General features: G+C 61.4%; 14 protein-coding genes. 7 read left to right on the top strand and 7 right to left on the bottom strand.

Annotated features, from left to right (window positions below; genetic code table 11):
* Positions 1-26 precede the first annotated feature (26 nt).
* Positions 27-1,898 carry a SurA N-terminal domain-containing protein gene (locus VLA07_RS22010; protein ID WP_103369491.1) on the top strand — a complete coding sequence of 624 codons (1,872 nt, stop codon included), beginning with the start codon at positions 27-29 and terminating at the stop codon, positions 1,896-1,898.
* Positions 1,899-2,456: 558 nt separating this feature from the next.
* Here VLA07_RS22010 and VLA07_RS22005 read toward each other — a convergent pair.
* Complete coding sequence (locus VLA07_RS22005) at positions 2,457-3,650, bottom strand: MFS transporter (protein ID WP_333991316.1); 1,194 nt, start codon at positions 3,648-3,650, stop codon at positions 2,457-2,459.
* Positions 3,651-3,770: 120 nt separating this feature from the next.
* On the opposite strand from VLA07_RS22005, the gene VLA07_RS22000 reads away from it, so the two are divergent.
* The 3 genes from VLA07_RS22000 to VLA07_RS21990 all read left to right on the top strand — a co-directional run bounded on the left by VLA07_RS22000 (position 3,771) and on the right by VLA07_RS21990 (position 6,026).
* Positions 3,771-4,670, top strand: a complete 900-nt coding sequence (locus VLA07_RS22000; RefSeq protein ID WP_333991314.1) for a LysR family transcriptional regulator — start codon at positions 3,771-3,773, stop codon at positions 4,668-4,670.
* A gap of 91 nt (positions 4,671-4,761) precedes the next feature.
* On the top strand, positions 4,762-5,643 hold the full coding sequence (locus VLA07_RS21995) for a DUF2242 domain-containing protein (RefSeq protein ID WP_333991312.1): 882 nt from the start codon (positions 4,762-4,764) through the stop codon (positions 5,641-5,643).
* A gap of 251 nt (positions 5,644-5,894) precedes the next feature.
* A complete protein-coding gene (locus VLA07_RS21990; protein ID WP_274621205.1) occupies positions 5,895-6,026 on the top strand; it encodes a hypothetical protein in 132 nt (43 codons plus the stop codon).
* Positions 6,027-6,030: 4 nt separating this feature from the next.
* Here VLA07_RS21990 and VLA07_RS21985 read toward each other — a convergent pair whose 3' ends face one another.
* Both VLA07_RS21985 and VLA07_RS21980 read right to left on the bottom strand, forming a co-directional pair.
* A complete protein-coding gene (locus VLA07_RS21985; RefSeq protein ID WP_333991311.1) occupies positions 6,031-7,071 on the bottom strand; it encodes an AraC family transcriptional regulator in 1,041 nt (346 codons plus the stop codon).
* A 3-nt stretch (positions 7,072-7,074) separates the two neighbouring features.
* Positions 7,075-8,205, bottom strand: a complete 1,131-nt coding sequence (locus VLA07_RS21980) for a carbon-nitrogen hydrolase family protein (RefSeq protein WP_333991310.1) — start codon at positions 8,203-8,205, stop codon at positions 7,075-7,077.
* 206 nt (positions 8,206-8,411) lie between these two features.
* Here VLA07_RS21980 and VLA07_RS21975 point away from each other — a divergent pair, with 206 nt between their 5' ends.
* The gene (locus tag VLA07_RS21975) at positions 8,412-10,451 is read left to right on the top strand and encodes an NADPH-dependent 2,4-dienoyl-CoA reductase (RefSeq protein ID WP_333991309.1); all 2,040 of its coding nucleotides are present in this window, start codon (positions 8,412-8,414) and stop codon (positions 10,449-10,451) included.
* A gap of 227 nt (positions 10,452-10,678) precedes the next feature.
* Positions 10,679-11,605: a 1-aminocyclopropane-1-carboxylate deaminase/D-cysteine desulfhydrase gene (locus tag VLA07_RS21970; protein ID WP_333991308.1), complete on the top strand. Its 927-nt coding sequence runs from the start codon at positions 10,679-10,681 to the stop codon at positions 11,603-11,605.
* Between the two features lie 161 nt (positions 11,606-11,766).
* On the opposite strand, the gene VLA07_RS21965 is transcribed toward VLA07_RS21970, so the two are convergent.
* From VLA07_RS21965 to VLA07_RS21955, 3 genes are all read right to left on the bottom strand, one after another.
* The gene (locus tag VLA07_RS21965) at positions 11,767-12,315 is read right to left on the bottom strand and encodes a cytochrome b (RefSeq protein ID WP_097088200.1); all 549 of its coding nucleotides are present in this window, start codon (positions 12,313-12,315) and stop codon (positions 11,767-11,769) included.
* Positions 12,316-12,508: 193 nt separating this feature from the next.
* Positions 12,509-13,336: a phosphonoacetaldehyde hydrolase gene (gene phnX / locus VLA07_RS21960; RefSeq protein WP_095138809.1), complete on the bottom strand. Its 828-nt coding sequence runs from the start codon at positions 13,334-13,336 to the stop codon at positions 12,509-12,511.
* A gap of 145 nt (positions 13,337-13,481) precedes the next feature.
* A complete protein-coding gene (locus tag VLA07_RS21955; protein ID WP_166496709.1) occupies positions 13,482-14,591 on the bottom strand; it encodes a 2-aminoethylphosphonate--pyruvate transaminase in 1,110 nt (369 codons plus the stop codon).
* Positions 14,592-14,704: 113 nt separating this feature from the next.
* Here VLA07_RS21955 and VLA07_RS21950 point away from each other — a divergent pair, with 113 nt between their 5' ends.
* On the top strand, positions 14,705-15,565 hold the full coding sequence (locus VLA07_RS21950) for a LysR substrate-binding domain-containing protein (protein WP_333991305.1): 861 nt from the start codon (positions 14,705-14,707) through the stop codon (positions 15,563-15,565).
* A 122-nt stretch (positions 15,566-15,687) separates the two neighbouring features.
* On the opposite strand, the gene VLA07_RS21945 is transcribed toward VLA07_RS21950, so the two are convergent.
* A complete protein-coding gene (locus VLA07_RS21945; RefSeq protein WP_096795687.1) occupies positions 15,688-16,560 on the bottom strand; it encodes a LysR family transcriptional regulator in 873 nt (290 codons plus the stop codon).
* Positions 16,561-16,779 lie beyond the last annotated feature (219 nt).

The raw sequence follows: 16,779 nt of genomic DNA, 5'->3' as shown, positions 1-16,779 counted from the left end.
GAAGTTCAACCGTTTCTGGGGGACGCATGCTGCAGAATATCAGGGACAATTCACAAGGCTGGATTGCCAAGACCATTATCGGGGTCATCGTTGCACTGATGGCTCTGACCGGTTTCGATGCCATTTTCAAGGCCACGACGCACACCAACGATGCGGCCAAGGTCAATGGTGAAGAAATCAGCCAGAACGAGCTGAGCCAGGCCGTTGACATGCAACGCCGTCAGCTGATGCAACAACTGGGCAAGGACTTCGATGCTTCCTTGCTTGACGAAAAAATGCTCCGCGAATCGGCCCTCAAGGGCCTGATCGATCGCAAGCTGCTGCTGCAAGGCGCAGAACAATCGAAATTCGCTTTCTCCGAAGGTGCACTGGATCAGGTGATCCTGCAGACCCCTGAATTCCAGGTGGACGGCAAGTTCAGCTCCGAGCGCTTCGACCAGGTGATTCGTCAACTGGGCTACACCCGCATGCAATTCCGCCAGATGCTGGCTCAGGAAATGCTGATAGGTCAGTTGCGCGCCGGTGTTGCCGGTAGCGGCTTCGTCACCGACGCCGAAGTGCTGGCCTTTGCCCGTCTGGAAAAGCAGACCCGCGATTTCGCTTCGCTGAACGTCAAGGCCGACCCGGCCGCGGTCAAGCTGACCGACGATGAGGTCAAGGCTTACTACGACGAGCACGCCAAGGAGTTCATGACCCCTGAGCAAGTGGTCGTCGATTATGTCGAGCTGAAGAAGTCTTCGTTCTTCGACCAGGTTGCGGTCAAGGATGAAGACCTGCAGGCGGCGTATCAGAAAGAGATCGCCAACCTGTCGGAACAGCGTCGTGCTGCGCACATCCTGATCGAAGTCAACGACAAGACCACCGACGCTCAGGCCAAGGCGAAGATCGAAGAAGTCCAGGCGCGTCTGGCCAAGGGCGAGAAATTCGAAGCGCTGGCCAAGGAGTTCTCGCAGGATCCGGGTTCGGCCAACAATGGCGGTGACCTCGGTTTTGCCGGTCCTGGCGTCTATGACCCAGCTTTCGAAAAAGCCCTGTACTCGTTGAACAAGGACCAGGTGTCCGAGCCGGTGCGTACCGACTTCGGTTACCACCTGATCAAGCTGCTGGGTGTTGAAGCGCCGGAAGTTCCGACCCTGGCCAGCCTGAAAGACAAGTTGACCCGCGAGCTGAAGACTCAACAGGTCGAGCAGCGTTTTGTCGAGGCGACCAAGCAACTGGAAGACTCGGCGTTCGAAGCGTCTGACCTGGCCCAGCCTGCGGCAGATCTGAAACTGACTGTGCACACCACCAAGCCATTCGGCCGTGAAGGTGGTGAAGGCATCGCCGCCAACCGCGCGGTGGTGACGGCTGCGTTCAGTCAGGAAGTGCTGGAAGAAAACGCCAACAGCACCGGTATCGAGCTGGACCCGGAAACCGTGGTCGTGCTGCGTGCCAAGGAACATCTGAAGCCTGAGCAGTTGCCACTCGAAGCGGTGAACACGGCGATCCGTGCCCAACTGACCAAAGAGCACGCCAGCGCTGCGGCCAAGACCAAGGCTGACCAGTTGATTGCTGGTCTGCGCGATGGCAAGACTGCACTGGACAAGGCGGTTGACGGCCAGAACTGGAAGGTTGTGACGGCGGCGACCCGTGCTCAGGAAGGGGTTGACCCGACTGTGCTGCAGGCGTTGTTCCGCATGCCGAAACCGGCAGCCAAGGGCAAGCCGACGTTCAGCAGCGTGACCTTGCAGGACGGTAGTCTGATGATTGTGCGTCTGGACGGTGTGAATGAAGCGGTAGCGCCGACTGATGAAGAGAAGGCGCAGTACCGTCGTTTCCTGGCTTCGCGTGAAGGTCAGCAGGATTTTGCGGCGTTCCGTAAGCAGTTGGAGAGTCAGGCGGACATCAAGCGGTATTGATGGTTGACTGAGTGGTAACTGGAAAGCCCCGATCTATGGTCGGGGTTTTTTTTATGGTTGAGATTTGGGTGTATATCCGTTGCTTCGGGTGCTGCCGCTGGCGGTTTCGCTCTTACAGCGAGTCACCTTTTCCAGACGCCGAAAAGGTAACCCAAAAGGCTTGGCCCCGGCGTTCGGCCCTCGCCGTGGCTCGGGTTCCTTCGTTACGGGATTCATCCGGGGGCATCGCCTCCGGTTTGCTTCGCTGCACCTCCTCTCGATGTGTTTGGCTTCGCCAAACGTCGCTGCGCTCCTTCCCCCGGATAAACCCCTCCACTCAGCCTGCCGATGGGGCCGGCACGGCAAGATCAAGAGCTGCAGCCGAGCTTGCGCTCATCCTGTTGAGTGGTGAAAAGCGTGCGGTCGGCTTTTGCTTTACTGTAGGAGTGAGCCTGCTCGCGATGGCGGCCTGACAGACGACCAATCTCCAACTGCCTGCACTCAATCCCACTGTGGGAGCTGGCTTGCCAGCGAAGACGGCCGACTAGTCGCCCGACCCCTCACAGACAAACATCCCAATCACACAAACCCATAGCCCCTCGCCCTCAGCACCGCACTCAAGGTCAAAACCAGCAACCCCACAACAATCCACGGAAAACCCCCAACCCCCAGACTCCCCAGCAGCAAACCACCCGCCAGGCCACCCCCGGCAATCCCGACATTCCACAGGGTCACCAGCATCGATTGCGCCGTATCGGCAGCCTCTCCAGCGGTTTTCGCCGAGGCAGTCTGCAGCAGCGAAGGCATCGCACCAAACGCCAGGCCCCACACGGCGACGGCGAGGTAGACCACGGTCGCCGATTCTCGCCACAGCCCCAAGGCGATGGCGGAGAGCATGAACAGCAGCGTGCTGATCAGCATCAGTTCGCGTAGCCAGCGATCGATCAGGCTGCCGACGATCCATAGGCTCAGCACTGAGGCCAGGCCGAACACCAGCAGCACCCGGTCGATATCGCTGGCCAGTCCTGACGGTTGCAGGAACGGTGCGATGTAGGTGTACAGCAGGTTGTGGGCGATCACGTAGGTCAAGGTCACGAACAACACCGAGCGTACGCCGGGCAGGGTGAAGACCTGACGTAGGGGCAGGCGTTTTCCTGCGTGTTGTCCGGCAAAGTCCGGCACTTGCCAGCGCACCCAGATCACTAGCAACAGCGTCAGCGCAGTCATGATGGCGAAGCTCAGGCGCCAGCCGACCAGCGTGCCGAGTAGTGTGCCGGCCGGGATGCCCAGCGAGAGTGCCAGTGGCGCGCCAAGCATGGCGACGGTGATTGCCCGGCCTTGCAGGTGTGGGGCAACCATGCGGCTGGCGTAGCCTGCCAGCAACGCCCACAGCAGCCCGGCAAATATCCCGGCGAGCAAACGTGCGGTCAAAGTCAGCCAGTACCATTCCGACAGGGCGGTGATGCTGTTGGCGATGGCGAAGCCGCCGATGGCTGACAGCAGCAATGGCCGACGACGCCAGCTGCGGGTGACGATGGTCAGCGGGATGGCGGCGAGCATCGAGCCAATCGCGTACAGGGTGACCAGTTGCCCGATCAGTGCCTGGGAGACATTCAGCCCCGCGCTCATTTGTGGCAGCAGGCCGGCGGGCATGGCTTCGGTCAGCACCGTGATGAAACCGGCGGTGGCCAGGGCCAGCAGGGCGCCGAGGGGCAATCGTTCGCGGGTGTCGACTGGCTGGGTGAGGGCCGAGGTCAGTTGTGCGTCGTTCATGAGTCAGCGTCCATGTGCCGAAGTGGGTGAAGGCCATAGGCTAGGGCGCTGCGCAGTGGAGAAAAATGGGTTACGGTTCCGAACATATCGGACATGGATGTCGTGAATCGGAGGGGTGGAATGGACAGTCTGGGCAGTATTTCGGTGTTTGTTCAAGTCGCCGAGACCCGCAGTTTTACCGAGGCTGGGCGGCTGCAGGGCGTGTCGGCTTCAGCGGTGGGCAAAAGTATCGCCCGACTGGAGGCGCGATTGGGCGTGCGGCTGTTTCATCGCACCACCCGCAGCATCACCCTGACCAGCGAGGGCGCGCTGTTTCTTGCACGCTGTCGCAAAATTCTTGCCGAGGTGGAAGCCGCCGAGTTCGAACTCTGCGATTCCGCCTCGCAGCCCCATGGCAAACTGCGCATCAGCCTGCCGCAGGTGCACGGGCTGGTAATGCCGGTGATGAATGAGTTCATGGCGCTGTACCCGCAGATCGAGCTGGATCTGGACCTGACTGATCGCATGGTCGACGTGGTCGAGGAGGGCTTCGATGCGGTGATTCGTACCGGTCAACCACGAGATTCACGGCTGATGGCGCGGCCCTTGGGCGAGTTTCACATGGTGCTGGTGGCGAGCCCGTTGTATCTGCAGCAGCGCGGCGTACCGCAAATTCCCGCCGATCTGGCGGAGCACGCCTGCTTGCGGCACACCTTTCATGCCACCGGCAAGCTGGAGCCGTGGCCATTGATTGGCGAGGAGGGCGCGCCGGAGCCGAGCTTGCCGACGCGGCTGGTCACCACCTCCATCGAAGCCGTCAATCATGCAGCCCTGGCAGGGATGGGTATCGCCTGCCTGCCGGATTTCATGACCCATGAGGATGTGGCGCAGGGGCGCTTGCAGCGAGTGCTGGATGCGCATATGAAACACACCGGTCAGTTCTGGGTGTTGTGGCCCTCCAGTCGCCACGCCACCGCCAAATTGCGCGTCTTCATCGATCACTTGTCGCTGCGACTTTTTCCGGCAAACAAGGGTCAATAGGGTTGTAACGGCTTTAAGACACAATCCATGCGCCGCAGGGCCAAGTTCTGTTGCACAATACGCCCCGGACTGTTTTTCCTCAGGATGTTCAATGTTGATTTCAACTCCCATGCGTGTCGTTGGGTTGGCGCTGTTGTTGACCGCTGTTGCTGGCTGTTCGAAGGACAAGCCGATCTATGAGCATGAGAACTTCGATGATTCCGGCACGTTCTCGCGCAATTATCCGGTGGCCGACACCGCGAGTTGCGAGGCGGCCCGTCGTGCGTTGCTCAGCCAGGGCTACATCATCACCAGCAGTGACCCGAAACTGGTCAGTGGCCACAAGAGTTTCCAGCAGACCGGGGAAACCCACCTGGAAATCAGCTTCAACGTGGTGTGTGCCGAAGATGGCAGTGCCAAGCACCATGCCACGGTGTTCGCCAATGCCCTGCAGGATCGCTACGCGCTGAAGAAGACCAACAACTCCGCCAGTCTCGGGGTTGGCGTATTGGGTTCGGTGTCGATGCCGATCGGTTCCTCCGATGATTCGATGGTCAAGGTCGCCAGCGAAACCGTGACCTCGCAGAAGTTCTACGAGCGGTTCTTCACGCTGGTTGAGTTGTTCCTGCCAGCCGATGCGAAGAAAGCCGCGCACATCGAAGAAAAACCCAAAACCGATCTCGGTGTGCCTGAACCCAAGCCTGCCGCTGTAGCGCCGGTTACACCTGCACCGGCGGTAGAGGCAACGCCTGCACCGCCGCCAGCCGGGATTGTCGAGCCTGCCCAAAACATGACGCCGGCAGCCCCGGCAGCGACCCCGGCCCCGGTTGCGCCGACGCCAACGGGTTCTGAGCCAGTGGTGCCGCCGGCCGAGTCAGCGCCGATCACCCCGGCACCGAGTGCTGAACCTGCACCGGCCACCGAAACGATCACGCCGCCGGCCAACCCGAGCAATATCCCGCCGCCATCGGAGCCGATTCCGGCGATGCAATAAGCTGCGCGCAGCGCTCCTGTGGGAGCGGGCTTGCTCGCGAAAGCGGAGTATCAGTCAATGTATATGTTGATTGACACTGCGCTTTCGCGAGCAAGCCCGCTCCCACATTTGCTTTGTGGTGTACTCAAATCTCGTTACATTCCCCCGACAAAAATCCTGCGATAAATTCCTGACCGCCTGCTACGTTTTATTCATGAAGGCCGTGTTTCATTTTTCCTTCATACGGGCACGATAGGCTCGAGGCACTGGTCATGTGGCCGGGCTATTTTTCAAGCGGGCAGCAGGGGGATCACACGATGGACGACTATCAAGAAGAACTGCTCGAATTCCAGGCGTATGAACTGGATCAGCCAGAGCCGGCCGAAGACGCCACCGAGTTGTAAGGTGTCAGGCGGTTTTGCGGTGACTGCGGCGAAACTCGCCGGGGGTCTGTCCGCTCCAGCGCTTGAAGGCGCGTTGAAACGCCTCGGCTGAAGCAAAGCCCAGCAGGTAAGCGATCTCGCCGAACGCCAGTTCGGTGTCGCGGATGTAGGTCATCGCCAGATCACGGCGGGTGTCGTTGAGGATCGCGCGAAACTGCGTGCCTTCTTCGGCCAGTTTGCGCCGCAACGTCCAGGTCGGCAGCTTCAGGCGCGCCGCCACTTCTTCCAGGTCGGGTTCCCGGCCACCATTGAGCAACGGCCCCAACAGCTGAGTGATGCGTTCGCGCAGGCTGCGGGTGCGGGTCAGTTGCTCCAGTTCCCGTTCACACAATTGCAGCAGATGCCGCCAGGTACTCGGGCAGTGCTCGGGATTACGCTGTGCGAGGCTGTTCAGGTTCAGGCGCAATTGATTGCGTTCGGCGCCGAACTGGATTGGGCAGTCGCCCAAGACGTTGTAGGCGTCGCGATAGTCCGGCGCGTCAAATTCGATCTCGATGCGTTCGGCGCGCAGTGGCTCGCGACCGACGCTGGACAGCTGATGCAACCAGCCGGCGATGATCGAATCCACTACAAAACGGTTATAGGCGTTGTACGGACTGATCGAATAGAAGCGCAACCACGCGCCATGAGCGTCTTCGTGAAAACTCGACTGCCCGCGATAGTTGGAGCCGTACAGCGGCTCGAAGCGGATCAGGCAACGGGCGGCCTCGCGCACGGTCGGCGCCTGCGCGGCAGTGACCCCGGCGAGCCCGACCTGACTCAAGCGGCTGAGCTGGCCCATGCGCAAGCCCAGTGCCGGATCGCCGGTCAACTGAATCGCGCTGTGCCCCAGACGCATGTAGCGCGGAATCGACAACCGCGCGCCGGCCTCGGCCAGTCGCGCGGCATCCAGGCCGTATTGTTCAAGCAGCGGTTGCGGATCGGCGCCATGGCTGCGCACGGCATCAGCGAGGCTGTGCACGAAACCTACCGACAGATCCCCCAGACGCATCGGCAGCGGCTTCATGGCTTACAACCAGATATTCAGCAGACGCGCGCCACGGGCTTCGCCATCGGCGAATTGCTGACCGTTGCTGCTGAGGAAGCTTTGTCCCGAACCAGGCTTGTCCCAGAACTGGCCGCGCAGGAACACGCTCATGCCGGCGATCGCACGACTGCTCGGCGGCTGCGCGGTCAGTGTCAGGCGATGCCAGGCCTGACCTTCACTGATTTCCCCGGGCTTGAGGCTGACCGACCCCGGTGTGCTCGAACCCTTGTAACCGGCCCACGGCTGATTCCAGGCGTCGTGACCGACGACGAAGGCCGGCACCGCCACCAGTTGCGCGTCTTGCTCGTCGAGTCGGCGATAGTTGTCCGGGTACCAGCTGTCGCTGCCAATCAGCACACCCAGACGCCCGGCCGGGGTCTCGATCACGTTGATCGCGTGCTCGTCTTCGCTTCCGATCACGTCACGTTGTTCGAAGATCGGGTGCATCTGCCGCTGGGGCTGGCCCAGCGGCACGCCATCACGGCCGAATACCACGCTGCTGTTGAACAGCGCGCCGCTACCGGGCTTGAGCTGGCCATCACGAATACTCGGTTCGGGCAGGACAATGGAGCCGGCCACCAGTGTGACGTGGAATTCCTTGGCCAGACCACCGAATAACGTCTGGTAATCCTTGGCCATGGCTTTGGACTTCATGCGCAGGTGCGCGTCGTCGAGGCGATTTTCGCCCTTGGCAGTGAGCCAGGCGCGGGCGAACAGCAACGGATTGCTCGCCGCCAGCCAGTTCATCGCTTCGACCAGGGTCGGGGCCTGATACAGCTCGTCTTTCTCGCCGCTGATCATTAGCCAGGTGCCGACATGCTCGGGCAGTACCACCACGGTTTTTTCGTTGAGCAGCCCCTGATCCTGTGCCTGCTGCAGATAAGCTGCGAGTTTGCGGTGCAGGCGCTCGGGACTTTGGTAGTCGGTCGGAAACAGTTCCGGCTGGATGCCCAGCAGATTGCCACGGTCGGCGGGCGTGCCCTGATCGACCGCCAGTTTGATGCGCAGGTCCGACAGGTAATGCCCCGCCGGCCGGTCCGCCGCCCACATGGCGTAGGTGGTCAGGGCGGCAACGATGGCCATGGAGAAAAACAGATACAGAAGTTTGCGCATGAAAACCAACAACAGCCGGGTACAGGGTGTGGCGACTAGGGTAGGGCGCATACCTGCACTTGCCAAGGGGCGCTGCACATTTGGATCAATAAGTTGTCAGTTTCGGTCATTGAGTGACAGCAGTGCGACTCTTAGTCTGTCGAACATGACTGACGGGGGACGCAGAGCTCCCGCAATTTCCGTGATCGCTCGTTGTGGAGTTACCGATGACCGCCGCTCATTACCCGCACCTGTTGGCCCCGCTGGACCTGGGATTCACCACGTTGCGCAACCGCACCCTGATGGGCTCGATGCACACTGGCCTAGAAGAGAAACCGGGCGGCTTCGAACGCATGGCCGCGTACTTCGCCGAGCGTGCCCGTGGCGGCGTCGGCCTGATGGTCACTGGCGGTATCGGCCCGAACGACGAGGGCGGCGTGTACTCCGGCGCAGCCAAGCTGACCACCGAGGAAGAAGCGCTCAAGCACCGCATCGTCACTCGCGCAGTGCACGAGGCGGGCGGCAAGATCTGCATGCAGATCCTCCACGCCGGGCGGTATGCCTACAGCCCGAAACAGGTCGCGCCGAGTGCGATTCAGGCGCCGATCAACCCGTTCAAGCCCAAAGAGCTGGACGAGGAAGGCATCGAGAAACAGATCAGCGATTTCGTCACCTGCTCGGTACTGGCGCAGAGCGCCGAGTACGATGGCGTGGAAATCATGGGCTCGGAAGGTTATTTCATTAACCAGTTCCTCGCCGCGCACACCAACCACCGCACCGACCGCTGGGGCGGCAGTTATGAAAACCGCATGCGCCTGCCGGTGGAAATCGTCCGCCGCGTACGCGAAGCGGTCGGCCCGAACTTCATCATCATTTTCCGTTTGTCGATGCTTGATCTGGTCGAGGGCGGCAGCAGCTGGGAAGAGATTGTGACCCTGGCCAAAGCCATCGAGCAGGCTGGCGCGACCATCATCAACACCGGCATTGGCTGGCACGAAGCGCGGATCCCGACCATCGCCACCAAGGTGCCGCGTGCGGCGTTCAGCAAGGTCACCGCCAAGCTGCGTGGTTCGGTGAGCATCCCGCTGATCACCACCAACCGCATCAACACCCCGGAGATCGCTGAGCAGATTCTCGCCGAAGGCGATGCCGACATGGTCTCGATGGCGCGGCCGTTCCTTGCCGATCCGGACTTCGTCAACAAGGCCGCCGAAGGCCGCGCCGACGAAATCAACACCTGCATCGGTTGCAATCAGGCGTGCCTCGATCACACCTTCGGCGGCAAGCTCACCAGTTGCCTGGTCAACCCGCGTGCCTGCCATGAAACCGAGCTCAACTATTTGCCGGTGCAGCAGATCAAGAAGATCGCCGTGGTCGGTGCCGGCCCTGCCGGTCTGTCCGCCGCGACCGTGGCCGCCGAGCGTGGCCATCAGGTGACGTTGTTCGATTCGGCCAGCGAGATTGGCGGCCAGTTCAACATCGCCAAGCGCGTGCCGGGCAAGGAAGAATTCTTCGAAACCCTGCGCTACTTCAAGCGCAAGCTGCAGACCACGAATGTCGAGGTGTGCCTGAACACCCGCGTCGACGTGGCGAAACTGGTAGAGGGCGGTTACGACGAAATCATCCTCGCCACCGGCATCGCACCACGTGTGCCGGCGATTCCGGGCGTCGAGAATGCCAAGGTGTTGAGCTATCTGGACGTGATCCTTGAGCGCAAACCGGTGGGCAAGCGTGTCGCGGTGATTGGCGCGGGCGGCATCGGTTTCGATGTCTCGGAATTCCTTGTGCACGAAGGCGTGGCCACCAGTCTGGATCGCACCGCGTTCTGGAAAGAGTGGGGCATCGACACGAACCTGGAAGCGCGCGGTGGCGTGGCCGGGATCAAAGCAGCGCCGCACGCGCCGGCTCGCGAAGTGTTCCTGTTGCAGCGCAAGAAAACCAAGGTCGGTGATGGTCTGGGCAAGACCACTGGCTGGATTCACCGCACCGGTCTGAAGAACAAGCAGGTGCAGATGCTCAACAGCGTCGAATACCTGAAGATCGACGACGAAGGCCTGCACATCCGCATTGGCGAAACCGGCGAACCGCAAGTGCTGGCGGTGGACAACATCGTGATCTGCGCCGGACAGGATCCACTGCGGGATCTGCAGGACGGTCTGGTCGCGGCGGGGCAGAACGTGCACCTGATCGGCGGCGCCGATGTGGCGGCGGAGCTGGATGCCAAGCGGGCGATCAACCAGGGTTCGCGTCTGGCTGCTGAACTCTAAGCCCCACAAATCTCCAATGTGGGAGCGGGCTTGCTCGCGAAGGCGTCGTGTCAGTTGACCTATGCAATGACTGACAGACCGCATTCGCGAGCAAGCCCGCTCCCACAGTAGATTTGTGGTGTTCGCAGAATTTATGCAAGCCGCGGATCCTGTAGGAGTGAGCCTGCTCGCGATGGCGTCCTGTGAGCGACTAGAATGCCGGCTCTGCCCAGAATGATCAGTCGCCCATGCTTCTTCCTCCCGCCAACTGGCTACCCCAAGCCCCCCTCGAATTGCTTCAACTCGACTGGCTCACCAACGCCGGAATCGAGGTCGCGATCCTGCGTCTGGACCAGACCGACCCGCTGATCAGCGGCAACAAATGGTTCAAACTCGTCGAGCATCTCAAGGCCGCCGACCGCGCTGGCGCGCAGGGCGTCATCAGCCTCGGTGGTGCGCATTCCAATCATCTGCATGCGCTCGCGGCGGCGGGCAAGCGACTTGGCTTCGAAACGGTTGGCCTGTTGCGTGGCCATCCACAGCAAACGCCGACGGTCAGCGATCTGCAAGCGTTCGGCATGCAACTGCACTGGCTTGGTTACGGCGGCTATCGGGCGCGGCATGAGCCGGGGTTCTGGGAGCCGTGGCGGGCGCAGTATCCAGATTTTCATGCGGTGCCGGAGGGCGGTGGCGGATTGGCGGGCGCATTGGGCTGCAAGGTGTTGAAGGAGCAGGTGATCGCGCAACTGGGCAACCTGGGCTGGAGCAATTATCACGGCTGGTGGCTGGCCTGCGGCACCGGGACGACGCTGGCAGGGCTGGTGCTCGCAGAGGCCGGTGCGCATCCAGTGTATGGCGCACTGGCGGTGCCCGAGGATCATGGGGTGGCGCCGCAGGTGGCGGCGATTATGCAGGAGGCAGGTGTCGCTGCTGCCGACTACGAGCTGCTCGACGCCAGTCGCGGTGGCTTCGCCAAGGTTGACACGCAGCTACTTGCATTCATCGAGAGCATTGAACGCTGTAGCGGCGTTGCGCTGGAGCCGCTGTACACCGGCAAGGCGTTGCTGGCGCTCAAGGAGCGGATCGAGGCGGGCGGATTCGCGTCAGGTACACGGTTGATCTTCGTGCACACGGGTGGATTGCAAGGGCGACGAGGATTCGTTTCCTACAGTTGAACTTCTGTGGCGAGGGAGCTTGCTCCCGCTCGGCGGCGCAGCCGTCGTTGATCCAGCAAAAACGGTCTGCCTGTCAGACCACCGTTTCTGCATTCAGGTCTGCTGCGCAGCCCAGCGGGAGCAAGCTCCCTCGCCACAGGGGAATTTCACCGAGGCTATGTTCAACCGCGCTTGGGCATCATCCGCAGCAAGGTGTTATCGCCCACCACATAATGGTGATAAAGCCCCGCCAGCGCATGCAGGCCGATCAGCCAGTAGCCGATATTGCCGATCAACACATGCCAGTGCTCCACCTGCTTGGCGAATGCCTTGTCTTCATGAACCAGCAGCGGCAGATCGAAACCGTAGAACATCACCTGATGCCCCTCGGCGCTGGTGATCAGCCAGCCGAGAATCGGCATGCTGATCATGAACAGGTACAACAGCCAGTGCATCACCCGCGCCAGTAGGGTTTGCCACTGCGGCGAGGCCGGGAAGATTTTCGGTGCCGGGCCGATGCTGCGCGCTACCAGGCGAAACCACACCAGCACGAACACGGTCAGGCCGAGCATGTAGTGCACTTCGCGGATCAGCGAGCGGCCGCCACTGCCTTTGGGAAAAATCCCGCGCAACTCCATGCTGGCATACACCAGGATCAACAGGACCAGCATCAGCCAGTGCAGCAGCACGGACACGGTGCTGTAGCGGGATTCGGAACTTGTCCACGGCATACGGTGTTTCCTCACAGATCAGGGTCGCCACGTGCCGTTCTTGTGCGACGGCATGCTTTAACTGTAATCCCCTTTGGCAGATTTGCCTGAGGCTGATCGGAGTTTCACTGCGCTGAGTCAGGGCTTTAGCCAAAAAAAACGCCAGTGTCGCGAAGACCCTGGCGTTTTCTATTGTTTTGACGAAAAGGCGCGATCAGCTCGATTGCGGCATCTCACCGTTGGCCAGACGCTTGTTGATGTCGGCAATCACTTCCGGCAGGTCGCTGATGGTGTCGATCATGTAGTGCGGACGCGAATCGGCGAACAGCGCGTGGATGCGTTTGCGTTCGCTGGCCAGTTCGTCGCTGCCCAGCGCCCGGTAACCGGCATAGTCCAGGCCCAGTGCGTTGCCCGAGCAGATCAGCGCCACGGTCCACATTCCGGCGCGACGACCTTCGAGGATGCCCGGCACGGTGTCGTCGATCTTCACGCAGGCGCCGACGTCGTCGATGCCTAGGGCGATCACGTTGGCCAGGGCCTGAGCCGGCCATGGCCGACCGTTCGGCACTTCGTCGGTGGCGACTACGTGGTCGGCGACGTAGCCGTTGGTAGCGGCCAGCGCCACGACCTTGTCCATCACCTGTTTCGGGTAGCCGGAGCAGGAACCGATCTTGATCCCTTGCTGGCGCAGGTTGGCGATGGTTTCCAGTGCGCCGGGAATCAGCGCCGAGTGCTCGGCGATCTTCTCGATCTGCAGCGGCATGAAGCGGTTGTAGATCGCGGTCACGTCATCATCGGTCGGGGTGCGGCCGAAGGCTTTGCGGTAACGCTCGGCCACTTGTGGCTGATCGCACAGGGTACGAATGTGATCCCACTTGCCCATGCCCATCGGGCCACGGGCCTCTTCGATGGAGACCTGAACGTCGAATTCGGCGAAGGCTTCAACGAAGATCTGCGTCGGTGCGAACGAGCCGAAATCGACCACGGTGCCGGCCCAGTCGAGGATGGCGGCTTGCAGTTTGTTTGGGTTGGTGTAGTTCATGTTGGTCAGAATCCTGTATTGGAATGCGATTCAAACTGTAGGAGTGAGCCTGCTCGCGATAGCGGTGTGTCAGTCGCCATCGTCGGTGAATGCTGAAACGCAATCGCGAGCAGGCTCACTCCTACAAAGGGATTTTTGGTGTGGGTTAGATCTCTAGCACTTCCATCTCGCGCAGCACTTCACCCACTGCCGCCACGGCCTGGCGCATTTCGTCCGGATTGACGTGACCGATGCAGCCGACGCGGAAGGTTTCGACCTGGGTCAGTTTGCCGGGGTAGAGGATGTAGCCCTTCGCCTTGACCCGTTCGTAGAAGTCCTTGAACTGGTAACGCGGGTCTTGCGGGGCATGGAAGGTGGCGATGATCGGTGCCTGGATCGCCGCCGGCAGGAAGCTGCGCAGGCCGAGTTTGCCCATCTCTTCCATCAGCGCCTGACAGTTGGCGGCGTAGCGCGCATGACGGGCGGGCAGGCCACCTTCTTCGTTGTATTGCAGCAACGCTTCGTGCAGCGCGGCGACCACGTGGGTCGGCGGGGTGAAACGCCACTGACCGGTCTTTTGCATGTAGGTGTGCTGGTCGTACAGGTCCATCGCCAGCGAATGCGAGTTGCCGGCCGCTGCAGCCAGCGATTCTTTGCGGGCGAAGACAAACCCCATCCCCGGCACGCCTTCCAGACACTTGCCCGAAGCGGCGATCAGCGCATCGAACGGGACTTTTTGCGCATCCACCGGCAACGCGCCAAACGAGCTCATGGCGTCGATGATCAGGCGCTTGCCGTGCTGCGCAACAACGTCGGCAATCTCTGGCAGCGGGTTGAGGATGCCGGTGCTGGTTTCGCAGTGGATCAACGCGACGTGGGTGATGTCGCCATCGGCGCGCAGCAGGCGGTCGACGTCAGCGGCGGTGGTCGGTTCGTCTTCGGCGGTTTCGAAGGTGCTGAACGAGCGGCCGAGCACTTCGCAGATCTTCGCCAGACGCTTGCCATAGGCACCGTTGATCAGCACGAGGATTTTGCCGTCGCGTGGCACCAGGGTGCCGATGGCGGCTTCGACCGCGAAGGTGCCGCTGCCCTGCAACGGCACGCAGTGGTGAGTGGCGGCGCCGTTGAGGATCGCCAGCAATTGTTCGCAGAGGCTGGCGGTCAGTTGATTGAAGCGGTCATCCCATGACCCCCAGTCGACCATCATTGCCTGGCGGGTGCGGGCCGAGGTGGTCAACGGGCCGGGAGTGAGCAGGATGGGTGCGGCAGTACTCATTCGTGTGTCCTCGCGTAAGCGCTGTGGGATGAAGCTACGGGGCATACGTTGCAATTCGGCGGTCTATCAATCAAATTGTTTGTTGTTATGCCAGCCATCAGTGAGGGTTATCCATGAATCTGTTCCAGCTGCGCGCCTTCGACGCCGTGGCCCGGGAAGGCAGCTTCACCCGCGCCGCCGCGCGTCTGTTCATCAGTCAGCCGGCGGTCACCGGACACATCAAGGCGCTGGAGGAGCATTACCAGATCACCTTATTGCGCCGTACTGCACGCCGGGTGGAGCTGACCGAGGAGGGCATTAAACTGGCGGCGATCACCCGCGCCATGTTCGGTCTGGCCGAAGAAGCGCAGACCCTGCTCGAAGCCAACCGCCAGTTGCTGACTGGGCGTCTGGAGGTGGCGGCGGACGGCCCGCACATGGTCATGCCAATGCTCGCCAGCCTGCGCGCGCGCTATCCCGGGATCACGGTGAATTTGCGCCTGGGCAATGCGCAAGAAACCTTGGCGGCGCTGTTATCCGAGCATGCGGACGTGGCGGTGCTGACCGAGGTCGAACCGCGCAAAGGCTTGCATTTGCAAGCGTTGAGCGAATCGCGGATTTGCGCGCTGGTGCCGGCGGCGCATGCGTGGGCGCAGCGTGCCGGCGAAGTGAAGCTCAAGGAGCTGGATCAGGTGATCATGGTGTTGCGCGAGCCGAGTTCGATCACCCGGCGCACCTTCGATCAGGCCTGCAATCAGGCGGCGGTGCATCCGCGAGTGTTGCTGGAGCTGGACAGTCGCGAGGCGGTGACCGAAGCGGTGGCGGCGGAACTCGGGGTGGGTGTGGTGTCGTCGGTGGAGGTCAGCCATGACCCGCGGGTGGTGGCGATTCCGATCGTCGGGGACGGGTTGGTCAATCGGCACATGATTGGCTGCATGGAGCGGCGGCGGGAGTTGCGCTTGATTCAGGCGTTCTTCGGTCTGGTGCCGGCCTGATACACCGTGGTGCTCCAATCGCGAGCAGGCTCACTCCTACAAGTGTTGTGGGGAGCACATAATGTTTGACCGACATAGATCCTCTGTAGGAGTGAGCCTGCTCGCGAAGGGGCCAGACCGGTTTACCCAAGACTCTCGCGCACCATATCGAGAAATGTCGCCACCACCCGCCGCGAACTCTGCTCGCGCAAGCACACCAGCGTCTCGGTCAACCGCCGGGTGCAATCGGTGATCGGCAACGCACACACCCGCGAATCCGCGCCAAACTCCGCCGCCGACACCACCCCCACACCGATCCCCACCACCACCGCCTCGCGCGCCGCCTCCCGGCCCTCGACCTGGATTGCCGGACGAATGCGAAAACCGGCGCGGGCCATTTCTTCTTCCAGAGTCTGGCGGGTCACCGAGCCGTGTTCGCGCAGCACCAGTGGCGTGTCGTCCAGATCGGCCAGACAGATCGACTCGCGCTCGGCCCACGGGTGATGGCGCGAGACGAACGCCACCATCGGGTCGTTGCGTAGCGGCACGCACAGCAGACGTTCATCAGTGACATCGCGCCCGAGCAGCGCCAGATCGGCCTGATAGTTGAACAGGCGAAACAGCGATTCATCGGTGTTGCCGGTTTCGATCTTCACGCTGATCCCCGGATACCGCTCGCAGAACCGCGCGATCTGCGGCAGCACGTGTATCGGTGCGTCCACTGCGAGAATCAGGCTGCCAGTCTGCAACGCCTGGGATTCCTGCAGCAGTTCCTGGGCTTCAGCCTCGATCACAAACAGCCGCTGAGTAATCGCCAGCAGCCGCTCACCGAGATCGGTCAGGCGCACCGAACGCTTGTTGCGATGGAACAGCAACACACCAAAGCGCTCTTCGAGTTTGCGCACCTGGTCGGAAATTGCCGGTTGAGTGAGAAAAAGCCGTTCGGCGGCTTTGGTAAAGCTTCCATGCACGGCCACGGCGTGGAAGGCTTTGAGCTGGGCGTGGGACACCGACATGCAGCCTCCAGTAACAAGCTGAGCTTATGTGTGAAATACGATAAATCGATTTTATTTATTAAACAGTAATTGCTTTGATCCGCTCACGCCAGCGCTGACTGTCCGCTCGGACAGCAGCGTTGGCGATGAGCCTGTGCGTGCAACAACAGGACTCATCTGACCGCTATCGCCATCAGGGATGGGGCGCTGGCGCAGTGCTCAACAATAAAAAACACAGGC

The sequence above is a fragment of the Pseudomonas sp. S3(2024) genome (assembly GCF_036861315.1).
Classification (GTDB): Bacteria; Pseudomonadota; Gammaproteobacteria; order Pseudomonadales; family Pseudomonadaceae; genus Aquipseudomonas; species Aquipseudomonas putida_A.
The sequence above is the reverse complement of the archived record's forward strand: the minus strand, read 5'-3'. Positions and strand labels throughout refer to the sequence as shown.

Coding starts and splice junctions, on each gene's coding strand:
- VLA07_RS22010 (WP_103369491.1), top strand. CDS start 27: ATGCTGCAGAATATCAGGGACAATTCACAAGGCTGGATTGCCAAGACC.
- VLA07_RS22005 (WP_333991316.1), bottom strand. CDS start 3,650: ATGAACGACGCACAACTGACCTCGGCCCTCACCCAGCCAGTCGACACC.
- VLA07_RS22000 (WP_333991314.1), top strand. CDS start 3,771: ATGGACAGTCTGGGCAGTATTTCGGTGTTTGTTCAAGTCGCCGAGACC.
- VLA07_RS21995 (WP_333991312.1), top strand. CDS start 4,762: ATGTTGATTTCAACTCCCATGCGTGTCGTTGGGTTGGCGCTGTTGTTG.
- VLA07_RS21990 (WP_274621205.1), top strand. CDS start 5,895: ATGTGGCCGGGCTATTTTTCAAGCGGGCAGCAGGGGGATCACACGATG.
- VLA07_RS21985 (WP_333991311.1), bottom strand. CDS start 7,071: ATGAAGCCGCTGCCGATGCGTCTGGGGGATCTGTCGGTAGGTTTCGTG.
- VLA07_RS21980 (WP_333991310.1), bottom strand. CDS start 8,205: ATGCGCAAACTTCTGTATCTGTTTTTCTCCATGGCCATCGTTGCCGCC.
- VLA07_RS21975 (WP_333991309.1), top strand. CDS start 8,412: ATGACCGCCGCTCATTACCCGCACCTGTTGGCCCCGCTGGACCTGGGA.
- VLA07_RS21970 (WP_333991308.1), top strand. CDS start 10,679: ATGCTTCTTCCTCCCGCCAACTGGCTACCCCAAGCCCCCCTCGAATTG.
- VLA07_RS21965 (WP_097088200.1), bottom strand. CDS start 12,315: ATGCCGTGGACAAGTTCCGAATCCCGCTACAGCACCGTGTCCGTGCTG.
- phnX (WP_095138809.1), bottom strand. CDS start 13,336: ATGAACTACACCAACCCAAACAAACTGCAAGCCGCCATCCTCGACTGG.
- VLA07_RS21955 (WP_166496709.1), bottom strand. CDS start 14,591: ATGAGTACTGCCGCACCCATCCTGCTCACTCCCGGCCCGTTGACCACC.
- VLA07_RS21950 (WP_333991305.1), top strand. CDS start 14,705: ATGAATCTGTTCCAGCTGCGCGCCTTCGACGCCGTGGCCCGGGAAGGC.
- VLA07_RS21945 (WP_096795687.1), bottom strand. CDS start 16,560: ATGTCGGTGTCCCACGCCCAGCTCAAAGCCTTCCACGCCGTGGCCGTG.